The organism is Arthrobacter sp. SAFR-044, assembly GCF_059414985.1.
Window position 1 is genome coordinate 16,018 of the sequence record NZ_JBPFDN010000014.1, and the last position, 13,455, is coordinate 29,472.

The window sequence follows — 13,455 nt, forward strand, 5'->3', positions numbered from 1 at the left end:
CAGCCTATTGGCGCGCTGCCCACCCTTGGCGCGGGAAAGGCGCAGGATTTAGGCAAGAAAGGCGGCCCGCGGCAAATCGATTGCTCCGTAATTGTCGTTATGAGGGGTCAAAACGACATCTACGGAGCAATCGATGAGGCTTTACTCCTTGCCGAGCCCGGCGGCCGAGGTGATTCCGTTCGAGACACTGTTGAGGGCCCGCAGGTCGAAGATCCCGTTGATGTCGGCCTGCTTGGTGGTGCCGGCGGCCACGCCGTCGGCCAGGAGCTTCTGGTAGGTTCCGGCCAGCGGGTCAACGGTGAAGACGATGTTCTTCAGGGAGCGGTCGATGACATCCGCCTTCAGTTCGGCGCCGGCTGCTTCCTTGAGGGCTGCATTGATGACGGTGGCCTTGTCGCCAACTGAAGCGCTGTTGAGCCATTCGACGGACTTCGCGTGGCCCTTCAGGAGTGCCTTGACGGTGTCCGGGTGGTCTGCCGCGAACTTTTGGTTGACGATCAGGATGGTGGTGGGGAACTCGCCCGGCTTGCCGGACAGCGAGCCGTCCCAGAGGTCCTTTTCGTCCACCAGCACCTTCGCGCCGGCATTCAGCACCAGGCGTGACGCCCACGGCTCAGGCAGCCACGCGCCGTCGAGCTTTCCGTCCTGGAACAATTTGAGCGTCTGGGCGTTCTCCGTGGGGTTGATGGCGACGTCGCCGCTGCCGTCCACGCTGGTCTTGTAGCCCTGGGATGAGAGCCATGCGCGCAGGGCCACGTCCTGGGTGCCGCCCAACTGCGGGGAAGCGAGCGTCTTGCCCTTGAGGTCGGCGGCGGAGCTGATTTCCGGCTTGACCACCAGTTGCGCCCCACCGGCTGCGGCGCCGGCGATGATGTTGATCGACTGGCCCTGGCTCTTGACGAAGGAGTTGATGGCCGGGTTGGGACCAATGTAGGTGGCGTCGATGGCACCTGCGTTCAGGGCTTCGATGGCTGCGGGGCCGGCATTGAAAACCTGGGTGCTGAGCCTGGTGCTCCCAAGCTCGTCGGCGATGAAACCCTTGTTGACGCCTACCAGTGCGGGGGCGTGCGTGACGTTTCCAAAATAGCCGAGCTTCAGCTCGGCGGCGGGGCTGCCGGAAGGAGCAGTGTCCTGCGCGGGGGCCGGGGTGCCGCTGTTGACGGAGGAGGCGACGGCGGCGCCCCCGCCAAGGAGGGCCAGGACGGCGGCCGCGATGCCGATCTTGAGGCCGACGGGGCGCGTGGGCCTGGCTGACTGGCCGGCGACGATGCGGGTGGAGCCGTGCGCGTTCTGGGGATTGCTGTCCTGCGGGTTTGCCATGGGGAATCCTTTGCTGGGCCGATGTTGAGACGAGATTACGGAGCACCCGGAAACCCCACAATCGATGCTGTAGCAGGCGTTCACAGGGCGTCGCGAACGCTCAACACGGCGTAGCGGGACGTCACCACCCGTCGCAGGACGTCTTGATTCAGGGCCGAAATGTGCCCGGGTAACCGCCGGGGTGTTCAGTACCCGCCACCCTGATTTGCCTGCCGCGTTGGTGGGTACGTGCACCGCATGGGGACTTTGTAAAACTAGTCAAGGAGACTCTCATGTTGCTTTGGATCGCCATTATCATCGCTGTTCTCTGGCTTCTCGGCCTGCTCGCAAACATCGGCGGCGGGCTCATCCACATCCTTTTGGTCGTCGCAGTGGTCGTCCTGATCTTCCACTTCATCCAAAACAGGTCCCGAGCCTAGACAGGTCCCGCCTCCAGGAAAGAGGCCGCGCCTTCAGCCGGCGGCGGGGCCTCTTTCAGGCCGCCTTTACCAACGGGAGTTCGTCCCAGTGCGTGGTGTACCGGGGCGAGCGCATGTCCCGTTTCATGGTCCAGTCCAGGCCGGACCTGATCCCTGCGTGCCCCAGTCCGATCGAGCCACGGCCGAAGCGACGGCTCACGTCCTCCAGCAGCGGCCCGATGCCGCGTTCCTCATGCGGGTTTTCGAACGGCTCCAGCGGCGGCTGGTTTCCGGTGGGCCGCAGGTCGGTGAGCATGAGGCCTGCCTTGGCATACCGGAGTCCTTCCCGGATGTGGGGCAACAGTGTGTGCGCGGCTTTGGTGAGCAGCAACGGATCCGCCGTGGGCATGGGCAGTGAGACGCACACCGAGGGGTAGGACTGTTCGTTATCCCGGAAGGGGGACGTGGCAGCGAACGCCGTCAGGACCTTTGCCTGCAGCCTATGCTTTGAGAGCCTGGCGCTCGCCTGCTGCCCGTAGACGCTGAGCACCTCCCGAAGCCCGGCGACGGTGGTCACAGGAGTGGCAAAAGAGCGGGAGAAGATCAGCTGGTCGCGGCCAATCCGCTCTTCCTCCATGGGAATGCAGGGCGTGCCGCGCAGTTCCAGGACGGTGCGCATCACCACCACCGAAAACTTGTCCCTGATCATCACCGGATCCGCCCCAACAAGGTCCTTGGCAGTGAAGATTCCCAGCACGTTGAGCCGCTTTGTCAGCCGCCCGGCAATGCCCCAGATCTCGTCCACCGGCAGCCGGGCCATCAAACCCTCCCGCACCTCCGCCGGAACGGATTCCCACAGGCAGACTCCGCCGAAGGCGGGATTGTTCTTGGCCCACTTGTTGCACAGTTTTGCCAAGGTCTTGGTGGGTGCGATGCCCACGCACACGGGAACGCCCACATGCCGCCGTACTGCCTCTTTCATCCTGCAGCCCAGGGCCAACAGCTCTCCCGGGCCGCCCTTCACGCCCAGGAATGCCTCGTCAATGCTGTATATCTCCAGCCAGGCGGAGTACCTGCCCAGCAGCTCCATCACCCGGGCGCTGATGTCCCCGTACAGCTCATAGTTGCTGGATTTTGCCACCAGGCCCCACTCCTTGGCCCGGGGCGCGAGCTTGAACCACGGTTCGCCGGTGGTGATGCCAAGTGCCTTCGCTTCCGGGGAACGGGTCACCGCACAGCCGTCATTGTTGGACAGCACTACCAGCGGGCGCCCCTCCAGTGAGGGGTCGAATGCGCGCTCGGCGGAGGCATAGAAGCAGTTGACGTCCACGTGCGCGATCTGCGGCATCCGCCGCATGGGGACAGGCTTAGCCACAGCACTTCCCACCCATTGTGGCCCTCAAACGTGGTGCAGGCATCTGGTGGCGACACCCCAGATGGTCAGCTCGGACAGCGCGGGAACATGGATGTCCGGGTACTTGGGGTTCTCGGCCTGCAGCACCACGCCCGTGGGGGTGATGCGGAGGCGCTTCACGGTCAGTTCCCCGTCCAGCACGGCGATCACCACGGAGCCGTCCTTGGGCTCAAGGGCGCGGTTGACGATCAGTTCGTCTCCGTCGCTGATGCCTGCACCCTCCATGGAAATCCCCGTGACGCGGACCACGAAGGTGCTAGTGATGTCCTTGATCAGGTGCGCGTTGAGATCGATCCTGCCGTCGAAGTAGTCCTGTGCCGGAGACGGAAAACCCGCCGCCACCGCCACCGGCGAGATCAGCACCGAGAACAAAGAGGCGCCCGCGTCTATCACGCGGGGACCGACAATAACGCCCACAACACACCTTTATTCGAAAATATGTTTCCTTCAGCCTTCGGCTGGATGTCTTTGACGTAGCCTACGGGTGGCCTACGACAGTCACGCCCGGCTTCGCGGAGTGTTATCTGGAGTGTTGTCCACGAGTTCACGGTTCAGTCAATTGGGCCTGTTAGACCGGATGCCATCACACGAACCTGCTTCCAAGGAGCCGCGATGCCCTGGTCCGTTCAGCGAGTGCTTCAGCGCGATGGCGGGGAGTCGTGGACCGTCACCGATCCCTCATACGATGTTGTGGCTCCGGTCGACCGTTTCCTGACCCATTTGGACGCGGTTGATCGGTCACCTGGGACTGTTAGGTCTTATGCCTTCGACCTGCGAGACTTTTTCACCTTCCTTGAACGGTGCCAGGTCCAGTGGCGTGACGTGCAGCTGGAGGACCTTGGCCGCTTCGCTAACTGGCTGCAGTTGGCTCCCAGTGAGAGAGGGGGACAAATGCGGCGGCTGGCCGTTGGGGCGCAGCATTGTTCGGCCGCGACGATCAATCGCAAGCTTTCCGCCGTCGGGTCGTTCTACCGGTTCCATCATCAGCATGGGGAGGTCTTGGAGTTCCCGGCGCTGACGAACCGTCATGGCGGCGGAAGATCATGGAAACCGTTGCTTGCGCATCTGGGCGGCCCGGGGCGGCCGGGGAAGGAATTGAAGCGGCGGGTGCCGGCTAGAACGCCACGAATGCTCACCCCAGAACAGGTATCGGCGGTTCTGGAGGCCTGCGACCACCTGCGGGACAGGTTGCTGTTCGCCCTCTTGGCCGGGACGGGAATGCGGATCGGTGAAGCGCTTGGCCTTCGTCACAGTGACCTGGATTCTGCGGAGTGCCTCGTGAAGGTCCGTTTCCGGCAGAACGCCAATAACGCCAGGGCAAAAACTGGTGACCGCGACATTCCCATCCAGCCCGGCCTGGTGCGGCTGTTCGCGGACTACTTGTTCGAGGAGTACGGGACACTGGATTGCGACTACGTTTTCGTGAATCTTTGGGCCGAGCCCGTGGGCCGTCCCATGACCTACCAGGGTGTCCTTGATCTGGTCGCCCGCCTGCGTGCCCGCACAGGTTTCCACTTCACGCCGCACCAGTTCCGCCACACCTATGCCACAGACTTGCTTCGCAGCAACGTCCCATCGGAGGTCGTCCAGAAGCTTCTGGGCCACTCATCCGTCGCTACTACGATCGACACGTACTCACATATTGACGTCCAGCACCTGCGGAAGGCGCTGGCTGCGGCAGGGTGGGTTCCTCAACGCCCGGAGACCAGCAATGAATCCCCTTCCTGGAACAGGGCACAAGATGAACCCGCCTAGAACAAGGGGCGTCTCTGCCGGCCCCGGTGACGCCCTGCCACGCATGCGCGTCGCCCTATCACCACGCTTCGACGCCGCAGTGATAGTCCTTGATGACCCGGAACTGACGGCAAATTTGTACCCGATCTGCAGCATCGACGGGTGCGCCCGGTTCCTTAGCACCAGACAGCTCTGCCAGACGCACCTCGGCCGGTGGAACAAGCTCGGCCAACCCACACTCGATGAATTCAGGACCATGTCGGGCCCCAAGACCAATCCTGAAAAAATCGACCTCACCGGCCTGCCAGAAAGGCTCCGGGTCGAGCTGGCCTTATCACTTCAACTGTTGGCATCCAGCCCACGGAACGGCCGACGCTTCCGGTTACAAGACCTACGCGACCTGATCAAAGTTCTGAGGCAACTGGAGGCCGGGTCATTGCTCACGGAGCTGCCCTTAGAAAGCGCCGAAATCCAGAAGGGTTCCAAGGAAATGCGACGGGCGCACGCTGCCCTGCACGCGGCACTGGAACACTTCCTGGAACCGCCTAATGCGTCCTCCGAGTTCGAACGCGATGCCTGGCGGCTCGAGATCATGGGCTTCCGAGGCCGGACCGGCCAGCAGGGCATATTGCGGTTCGGCACCATCCCGCAGCCGTGGCTAAAGATGCTTGCCAAGCGTTTCATGCGGTGGCGGATCTCAACAAGCACGAGCTACTCCCAACTCAACCGGGACATGACAGCCCTTCACCGCCTGGCTGACGCTTTCACCGAACATGCCGGCGCCAAGGGAACGGTGCAGAATTTCACCAGAGAAAGCATCGAGGTCTACCTCAACCTCCTGCTTCGGCTCCGCCTGAGCCCGGCTAGCCGCAGCTACTCGCTCAGCTCAACAGCCCTGTTCCTCCGCGCTATCCGCGAAAACAACTGGCAACCAGACCTGCCGCCATCTGCCGCAATCCGTTCCAGCGACCACCCCCGCCGCACTGCAGCTCTTCCCCGGGCGCTCCCGGAATTCATCATGGCCCAGATTGAAGACACCAAGGCTCTCGCGCAACTGGAGCAACCGCACCGGCTAATGATGCAGATACTTACCCGCACCGGCCTACGCCTTTCCGACACCTACCGTCTGGAAATCGACTGCCTCCTCAGCGACCACCAGAACGCCCCCTACCTGCGCTACTTCAACCACAAAATGTCCCGCGAAGCGACCCTGCCAATCGACGACGAACTCGCCGCCGCGATCACCGAGCAGACCAAGGCCGTGCGAGCAGTCCTGCCGGACGCGCGCTACCTGGCCCCCGCCCCCAACTCCAAAACCGGCGATCGGCCGTGGAACCCCGGAACCGCCGCCGGCCACATCCAGACCTGGCAGAGGACAATCGGACTCCACGATGAGCAAGGCCGTCCGTTCCGCTTCACCGCTCATCAGCTCCGACACACATATGCGACTCGACTCATCAACGCCGACGTCCCGCAGGAAGTGGTCCGCCGACTCCTCGACCACGAATCGCACGAAATGACCGCCCGATATGCCCGGCTAAAGGACGAAACAGTCCGCCGTCACTGGGAACAAGCCAGGAAAATCACGATTCACGGCGAGATCATGAACCCATCGGAGGATGCCGCAATCAACGATGCAGCCTGGATGAAGGAAAACCTGGGCCGGGTCACCATGGCCCTACCAAACGGCTACTGCGGTCTGCCACTGCAACAGGCCTGTCCCCACGCCAATGCCTGTCTAACATGCCCGGTCTTCGTCACCACCCCCGACTTCCTTTCCGATCACCTCGACCATTTACGCTCCACGAAAAGACTCATCGCCCAAGCTGAATCGGCAGGACAAACCCGCGTCGTGGAGATGAACAGCCAAGTCGCGACCAACCTGCAAAACATCATCGACACCATCCAAAGCACCGGGGAGCGAAGCAACATCGATGCGAACTGACAACAGCCAGCACCTCCTGGCAGCCACGCGGCGTCGATCCGACAGGGCGCGTCAACAAGTGGAGGAAGCACTCAAACAACTCGGGCAAACCACACAACCCGTGACCATCAGTGAACTGGCGAGAAGATCAGGCGTTTCACGCTCGTGGTTATACACACAACCGGACCTGCTGGAGCAGTTCCAACAAAGGAAAGTACCCGCCAAAATGGCCCCAACGGGACCAGATGTTCGCGCATCCGAGGCATCAATCCAGCGGCGCCTCGAGCTCGCCCACAAACGAATCCGACAACTGACCGACGAAAACAAACGCCTGGAGGAGCGGCTGGCACGAGCACACGGCGCCTTGCGCGAAGCCCGACATTGACGCCTTTCGCCTTGCAGCGGCTAGAGAGTCAGTGTCCGGTAGGCGATCCTTAACCGGGCTTGTGGCGCTCGGCAGAACATGCTGCTGTTATGAGGGGACCGGGGCTACGGCAGTCTCACAAAACTGCCAAGGCTTTCCCAGGTTTTGGTCTCGTTGTTGAGGATGGTGGTCGCGGCACCGGATCCTTTTACTTCTCGGAAGCCGTATTGGAACCCCTGGATGGAATATTCCTCGGCCGTACCATCTTTGTGCTGCTGGGGCAACAGGAGTGCGATGTAGTCCTTCCCGACAGTAATTTCGGCGTCCTCCGAATAGGTTTTTTTGATGTATTGGACTCCTGTTGGCTTCTGACCGCCGTTCAGGTGTGCGAACTTGTCCTGTTGCTGGGGATTGAGGCTCTTCCAGTAGTCATCGAAGGAGACGATTCCACCGCCTTTGTTGTAAATCAGCTGTGCGCCGGGCTTCACGTCTCCCTTGTATACGGCCTGGACGGTCATCTTCCCGATGGTTTGGGGGAAGGTGTATTGATCGAAGATGGGGCTGTAGGTGCGCCCGCCGTCTATTGAGTCGATATGCACGCGGGCCACGATGGGGTAGGTGTCATATCCGTAGTACGGGTCGCTCGCGTCCCACATGAAGTCAGCGTCGCTTTCGGAGTCCTGAATTTGGTCAATTGGGATGGCGGCGTACGCATCGTGAGGATTTCCGGGTGCAGCCTGTTCCACCTGCTGGTTCATCCCGTGATCGGCAGCGCTGGGTGGATTCTCTGTGCTGGGCATTTGCAGTGCTACGGCTGCTCCGCTGACGGCCAGAGCAATTACGACACCAGACAGCAGGATCCGTTTGCCCCTGGTGTTTTGAAGGTGACGGTTTTCCGGGGTTCCGCGCTGCGCAACAGCTGTTACCAGCGCTTCGATGGCTGCGCTCCGGGCCGGTGTGAATTGCGGTGAGTCTGGTTTGTTGGTCATGGCTAGTCCTCTTCAGACGTCAATGCAGTCCGCGGCGGCAGGAGCCCAGCAGGTGGGTTCACCAGCCTTGAGAGTTTGCTCTTTGCGCGGGAGAGCCTGGATTTCACGGTGCCTGGAGGAATTCCCAGCAGGGCGCTCACCTGCGACGTACTCATGTCCTCATAGACACACAGCGCGATGATCTCCTGGTCCTGCCGACCCAGTGAGCGGTAAGCGCGGTGCAGAAGCTGGGAACGGCGGTCCTCGTCAACTGCTTCTGCGACGGAGTCACTGTGATCCGGCACTGCCGGGCTCTGTGGAAGTTTCCGCAACAGGCGTTCATAGCGAAGCGTGGATCTTTTCTTGTTCCTGGCAACATTTGTGGCAGTTACCAACAGCCAGCCGAGCATCGACTCGTCCACCAGTCGCACTTTGGATCTGCATCGCCACGCTTCAAGGAACACCATTGCTGTCACGTCTTCAGCTTCAAATGTGGTCCGTACCAGCCGGAGGCTGTGAACAAAGACCCGGTCCCGGTGGCGCTTAAAAAGGGAAGCAAAAGCAGGGCCGTCGCCGTCCATGGCGCGCTGCCAAAGCTCCTTGTCTGTAGATGAATCTTTGCTGTCCCCCATGTCTATAAGTGTCCGGCACCCCGACCGCGGTTCCATCAAAACGGCGAGGCATTTCTAATCGCGCTACTTGCGAGGATTTGGCAGTTGTTTGGTAAGTCCCGTGAGGGCTTCTGTGCGCCTGCTCATCCACTTGGCACCGCCCGGAAGCCGGTCCACCACCGACAGGCATTCCGTCCTGGGAAGCGTTCATCGAAATTCCCGCCGGCCCAAAGTCTCTTGGGTTCCCGTAAGACCGCCCCCAAAACTGCCCGGCTATGGGGCCGCAGAGACTACACACCGGAGCATCTTCAGAACACCGGCATTGACCGAGCGCTGGGACTACTCCAACAGCCTCCACCGGAGGCCCGTCAAGGACAGGTGTCTTCGCTCTCGAACCCATGTCCTATAAGGAAAGGCGCGCCGAGAGCTAATGGGAATATATGTTCGATAGTTTCAGTGTAGCCCCGGGCGCCGACAACGTGCAGTCCCGCTCGTGGGGGACTAGGCTCAGGCCACGTCTGCTTTGGGGGGAAGCGATGCGATTAGTACGGCGTAGGTGGATTGCGGCGACGATGACGCTGGGACTGGCGGGGTGCGGGTACGCTCCTCCTGCCCGCCGGCCAGCGTCTTACCACCGGCGCCCCGGTAGTCCTCAAGGGCACTCGCGCGCCGGCCGATGAAAGCCTGAGCATGTGCCTGAACTACGCACGGCTCCTCTCCGTGGAATCGGCGAACGCGAGCCAATCGCCCACGTAGACTTGCAGGATGCGGTTGGTAGCAAGCGATATTGACGGAACGATCCTCGGACACGACGGAAAAATCAGCGACCGCACCATCCGTGCCTTCCACGCCTGCCGGGATGCCGGCGTCGAACTGGTGTTTGTGACCGGCCGCCCGCCCCGCTGGCTGCACCCGCTTGAAGAACAGCTGGGCCACACCGGCCGCGTGATCTGCTCCAATGGCGCCGTTGTCTGGGACCTCGAGGCCGACCGCCTGGTCTCCGCCCGCACGCTTGCCATCGACACCGTCCTGGAAGCCCGCCGGATCATCAAGGCGCTCCGCCCGGCCGCGCTGTTCGCAGCGGAAACGCTCACCGGCTTCCATTTGGAACCGGGCTTCATTGAAAACGACTCCAGCGAACTCCTCGCCGAATTCACCCCCGCCCCGCTGCGGGACACCCTCACGAGCGATGATTCCGTGGTCAAGTTCCTCGCCATCGTCCGGGACGGCACCCCCGACGACTTCCTGGCCGAGGTGGCGCCCGCCGTCGAACACCTGGCCGCCACCACCCACTCCTCGCCGGGCATAGCCATGCTGGAACTGTCGCTTCCCGGCGTGAACAAGGCGGTCACCCTCGCTGAATACGCGCGCGCCCTGGGCATCGAAGCCGCTGACGTGGTGGCCTTCGGTGACATGCCCAACGACATTGAGATGCTCCGCTGGGCCGGTCACGGGTACGCGATGGCCAGCGGCCACCCGGAAGCCATCCGCGCGGCAGGACAGCAGGCTCCGCATTTCGACGACGACGGCGTGGCCCAGGTTCTGGAGGCCCGGCTCGCCGCCCTGGGCGTCCAGCTTTCCTGACCCTGCTTTCCTGCCCCTGCCTTTGCTGGATGCCGCGCCCCCATTTTCACAGCTTGCGCTCACCTGCCGTTTACCTTGCCTCCGTAGCGTGAAGCCTGGAGAGCAGGCACCCTCCCGCCGGCTCAAAGGGGGCAATAATGGCACGAAACGTCAGGCAGCAGGCGGGCGATGCGCCGCTGCGCAAAGCAACGCCCGCTCCGCACTGGAAGCAGCTGCGCCAGGGTGACCGGGTCCGGGTCCTGTTCGCGCCCGGTTTCCAGGCAGGCGGCGTGGTGGACACCATCACCGCGGACCACACAGCTGTATGGATCCACCTGGACGGCGGCCGCGGGCGGACGCTGCTGCACTGCGGCGACGGCGTGGACATCCTCCCCTGCGGGGAGACCGCCTGCCTGGACTGACGGCAGGTTTCAATCGCCTGAGCAGCGGTAGGCTCGGGGTGTGAGCCTGCCTTTCTTTGAGCACCCTGACGACGCCGGGCGGCAGCTCCCCATTGCCATGGCCCATCGAGGGTTCTCGGCTGAGGGCCTGGAAAACTCCATGGCAGCGTTCCGTGCCGGCGTCGAACTCGGCTTCCGCTACCTTGAAACGGACGTGCACACCACAGCGGACGGCGTCCTGCTGCTCTTCCACGATGAAAGCCTGGACCGGGTAACTGACGGCAACGGCCGGGTCGCGGAACTGCGGGCCGTGGACGTCGCCAAGGCCCGGATCAACGGACGCGAGCCCATCCCCACGTTCGACGAACTGGTCACCGAGCTTCCCGAAGCGCGGCTGAACCTCGACGTCAAAGACTGGGGCTCGGTCCACAGCACTGCTGCCGCCATCGAGCGGCACCAGGTGCACCACCGGGTGCTGGTCACCAGTTTCTCGGACCGCCGGCGCCGGGCGGTCCTGAAACTGCTCAGCAGGCCGGTTGCCTCATCCGCCGGAGTGGCCTCAAACGCCCTCTTCACCCTGCTGGGCCCTGTGCTTCCCCGCAGGGTGTTCCGGCGGTTGATGCGCCGGGTGCTCCGGGACGTGCACGCGCTGCAAGTGCCCGTCCACTATGGACGTGTCCCCGTTGTCACCGCCGGCTTCATCCGGCGCGCCCATGACCTTGACCTGGTGGTGCACGTGTGGACCATCAACGATCCAGGCGAAATGCACCGGCTCCTCCAACTGGGCGTGGACGGCATCGTCACGGACCGGGCAGACCTGCTCCGCGACGTGCTGCAGGTCCGCGGCCAGTGGCCGGACAGGCCCGGGCGTGCCAGCCCGCCGCCTGGGCCGGCTGCCTAGGCCCGGTCTGTTTCCGTGGGCGCCGTGGCGTCGCCGGCCAGGCCGCCGTCGTCCGTCCCGCCGCCCTGCTCCCGGTCGTTGTGCGCCTTGTCGTTGTCTGTCTCATCGACGTCCCCGCCGAGCGGACTGTTGGATACCGGAGCCGGGGCGGCCCCGGTCTTGAGGCCGGGCGCCTTCTGCTTCTCCGCCTCCATCGCGTTTGAGCCTTCGCTTAGGGATGAGTGGACTTCCACGTCATCATTGGGGTCTGCGGGGTCCGGCACGTCCGTCTTCTCCGTCGGCTTGGATGTCCCGGCCAGGTCTTCCATGGCGTTTTCTGCTGCCTTGCCGATGCTGTCGCCGATTCCCATGTGACTGCTCCTTTCGACATTGCATGCCGGCCGCCCCAGCGGCGAACCGGCCCTACTCCTCCAGAATTATCAGCATGCTTACAATTAGTCCAGTGCTGGGGAATGAACCGCAGCCGGAAAGGAAGGAAGGCAATGAGCACTTACCATCCGGAAAATGACCCCGCGAACCCCGACCGTCCGGGGAAGGAAGACGTGGGTGCCGCCCAGCCCCACCTTGCGCAGCAACGCAGCAGGGAGTCGGCCGGTTCGCCAAACCCGGACCCGGCAGAAGGGAACGTCACCGGCCTGGAACCGGGCGGGGGAGTGCCGCCGGGAGAGACGCCGCCGGCGGAGGACCAGATGAGCAGGGACCAGGGCCACTCCGAATGACTCCTGGGCGTGGAGCGGGGCGGCGCGCTCAAGGCCCGCCGCCCCGGCGCCTGCGTCACCTTCTCAGGACGGCTGTTTTCCCGGCGGGATGGCCCGTGATTCCCCCGGCCCTGCCAGATGGCGCTCCAGTCCGTCCATATCAAGGCGCGTGTTCCAGTTGGCCCAGTCCCTGGGGCGCACCGACGGCCGGCCCAGCAGGTACCCCTGGCCGGCGCTGATCCCCAGTTCGGTGAGGACCTTGAGCTCACCCACGGTTTCGATGCCCTCGGCCACCAGGGTGATGCCGACCTGGTCGGCGAAGTCCACCAGGCAGGCAGCCAGTGCACGCTGGAGACCGTCGTTGTCGACGTCGCCGATCACGTTGCGTCCCACCTTGAGGAAGTCGGGCCGCAGGTGGACCATGCGGCTCAGCGCACCGGCACCGGTGTGGGTGTCGTCGACGGCGATGCGCAGCCCTTTCTCCCGCAGCGGATTGATTGCGGAGAGGAACTGCAGGTATTCCTCTTCCGGAATGTCCTCGGTTAATTCGAGCACCACCCGGTGGATGGGCAGTTCAATGTGGTCGAACAGCTCCGGAAGCCGGGGGTCCATGCAGGACGTGGGCGAAATATTGAGGGACACATAGAGGTTCTCAGGCAGGTCCCTGGCCGCCGCTGCCGCGGATCCCAGCGCCGAGAACTCAAGGTTGGCGCCCAAACCCACGGCGGCAGCCTCGGCAAACCACAGCTCGGCCGCCGCGCCGTCGTCGCTGACGAAGCGGGAGAGCCCTTCGGCGCCCACCACGGTTCGTCCTTCCAGTCCGTAGATGGGCTGGAATGCGGTCATCAGCATATGGTTTTCGAGCAGCGCGCTGATCCGGGAGGTGCTCCGGATGGCGTCCAACTGCTCCGCGAACTGCGGCGGGAGCGCCGGTGGTGTGAGGCGCATGTCCCGGGCGCTCTCCAGCGTTTCCACCATGTTGGCGTCACTGCGCCGGGTCTCCAGGAGATACTCCAGCAGGGCCCGCTCCGGCACGCCGGGATTCTCATCGAGGGTGTTGCTCAGCCGCTGCCGGACGGCGGCTCCCGCAGGATCCGTATCCGCCAGCACGGCGGCGATAATTCCCCATGCCTGTACCCGAACCGACATTAGCAACGCC

15 protein-coding genes are annotated in these 13,455 nt (G+C 63.3%); 8 read left to right on the plus strand and 7 right to left on the minus strand.

Features of this window, described 5'->3' with window-relative positions:
* Positions 1–141: 141 nt before the first annotated feature.
* Complete coding sequence (locus ACR65J_RS18000; protein WP_440171626.1) at positions 142–1,320, minus strand: ABC transporter substrate-binding protein; 1,179 nt, start codon at positions 1,318–1,320, stop codon at positions 142–144.
* Positions 1,321–1,592: 272 nt separating this feature from the next.
* On the opposite strand from ACR65J_RS18000, the gene ACR65J_RS18005 reads away from it, so the two are divergent.
* A complete protein-coding gene (locus tag ACR65J_RS18005; protein WP_440171627.1) occupies positions 1,593–1,739 on the plus strand; it encodes a lmo0937 family membrane protein in 147 nt (48 codons plus the stop codon).
* Positions 1,740–1,794: 55 nt separating this feature from the next.
* Here ACR65J_RS18005 and ACR65J_RS18010 read toward each other — a convergent pair whose 3' ends face one another.
* Together ACR65J_RS18010 and ACR65J_RS18015 are read right to left on the minus strand one after the other, a co-directional pair.
* Positions 1,795–3,075, minus strand: coding sequence for a Y-family DNA polymerase (locus tag ACR65J_RS18010; RefSeq protein WP_440171799.1), 1,281 nt, complete (start codon positions 3,073–3,075; stop codon positions 1,795–1,797).
* A gap of 42 nt (positions 3,076–3,117) precedes the next feature.
* Complete coding sequence (locus ACR65J_RS18015; protein ID WP_440171628.1) at positions 3,118–3,549, minus strand: LexA family protein; 432 nt, start codon at positions 3,547–3,549, stop codon at positions 3,118–3,120.
* 195 nt (positions 3,550–3,744) lie between these two features.
* Here ACR65J_RS18015 and ACR65J_RS18020 point away from each other — a divergent pair, with 195 nt between their 5' ends.
* The 3 genes from ACR65J_RS18020 to ACR65J_RS18030 are packed head-to-tail and all read left to right on the plus strand — an operon-like array spanning position 3,745 to position 7,175.
* Positions 3,745–4,887, plus strand: coding sequence for a tyrosine-type recombinase/integrase (locus ACR65J_RS18020; RefSeq protein ID WP_440171630.1), 1,143 nt, complete (start codon positions 3,745–3,747; stop codon positions 4,885–4,887).
* A 43-nt stretch (positions 4,888–4,930) separates the two neighbouring features.
* Positions 4,931–6,811 carry a tyrosine-type recombinase/integrase gene (locus ACR65J_RS18025; protein ID WP_440171632.1) on the plus strand — a complete coding sequence of 627 codons (1,881 nt, stop codon included), beginning with the start codon at positions 4,931–4,933 and terminating at the stop codon, positions 6,809–6,811.
* Positions 6,801–7,175 carry a DUF6262 family protein gene (locus ACR65J_RS18030; RefSeq protein ID WP_440171634.1) on the plus strand — a complete coding sequence of 125 codons (375 nt, stop codon included), beginning with the start codon at positions 6,801–6,803 and terminating at the stop codon, positions 7,173–7,175. The genes ACR65J_RS18025 and ACR65J_RS18030 overlap by 11 nt, the downstream gene beginning before the upstream one ends.
* Positions 7,176–7,279: 104 nt before the next feature.
* On the opposite strand, the gene ACR65J_RS18035 is transcribed toward ACR65J_RS18030, so the two are convergent.
* Together ACR65J_RS18035 and ACR65J_RS18040 are read right to left on the minus strand one after the other, a co-directional pair.
* Complete coding sequence (locus ACR65J_RS18035; RefSeq protein WP_440171635.1) at positions 7,280–8,143, minus strand: hypothetical protein; 864 nt, start codon at positions 8,141–8,143, stop codon at positions 7,280–7,282.
* Positions 8,144–8,145: 2 nt separating this feature from the next.
* A complete protein-coding gene (locus tag ACR65J_RS18040; RefSeq protein WP_440171637.1) occupies positions 8,146–8,754 on the minus strand; it encodes an RNA polymerase sigma factor in 609 nt (202 codons plus the stop codon).
* 744 nt (positions 8,755–9,498) lie between these two features.
* Between ACR65J_RS18040 and ACR65J_RS18045 the strand changes: the two genes are divergently transcribed.
* From ACR65J_RS18045 to ACR65J_RS18055, 3 genes are all read left to right on the plus strand, one after another.
* Positions 9,499–10,317 (plus strand): HAD family hydrolase, encoded by an 819-nt coding sequence (locus ACR65J_RS18045; RefSeq protein WP_440171639.1) that lies wholly within the window; start codon positions 9,499–9,501, stop codon positions 10,315–10,317.
* Positions 10,318–10,454: 137 nt separating this feature from the next.
* Complete coding sequence (locus ACR65J_RS18050) at positions 10,455–10,718, plus strand: hypothetical protein (protein ID WP_440171641.1); 264 nt, start codon at positions 10,455–10,457, stop codon at positions 10,716–10,718.
* A gap of 40 nt (positions 10,719–10,758) precedes the next feature.
* Complete coding sequence (locus ACR65J_RS18055; protein ID WP_440171643.1) at positions 10,759–11,598, plus strand: glycerophosphodiester phosphodiesterase family protein; 840 nt, start codon at positions 10,759–10,761, stop codon at positions 11,596–11,598.
* Here ACR65J_RS18055 and ACR65J_RS18060 read toward each other — a convergent pair.
* Positions 11,595–11,948 carry a hypothetical protein gene (locus ACR65J_RS18060; RefSeq protein ID WP_440171645.1) on the minus strand — a complete coding sequence of 118 codons (354 nt, stop codon included), beginning with the start codon at positions 11,946–11,948 and terminating at the stop codon, positions 11,595–11,597. The genes ACR65J_RS18055 and ACR65J_RS18060 overlap by 4 nt on opposite strands.
* A 132-nt stretch (positions 11,949–12,080) precedes the next feature.
* Here ACR65J_RS18060 and ACR65J_RS18065 point away from each other — a divergent pair, with 132 nt between their 5' ends.
* A complete protein-coding gene (locus ACR65J_RS18065) occupies positions 12,081–12,317 on the plus strand; it encodes a DUF6480 family protein (protein WP_440171647.1) in 237 nt (78 codons plus the stop codon).
* Positions 12,318–12,380: 63 nt separating this feature from the next.
* Here the strand turns inward: ACR65J_RS18065 and ACR65J_RS18070 are convergent, their stop codons facing one another.
* Positions 12,381–13,445: an EAL domain-containing protein gene (locus ACR65J_RS18070; RefSeq protein WP_440171649.1), complete on the minus strand. Its 1,065-nt coding sequence runs from the start codon at positions 13,443–13,445 to the stop codon at positions 12,381–12,383.
* Positions 13,446–13,455 lie beyond the last annotated feature (10 nt).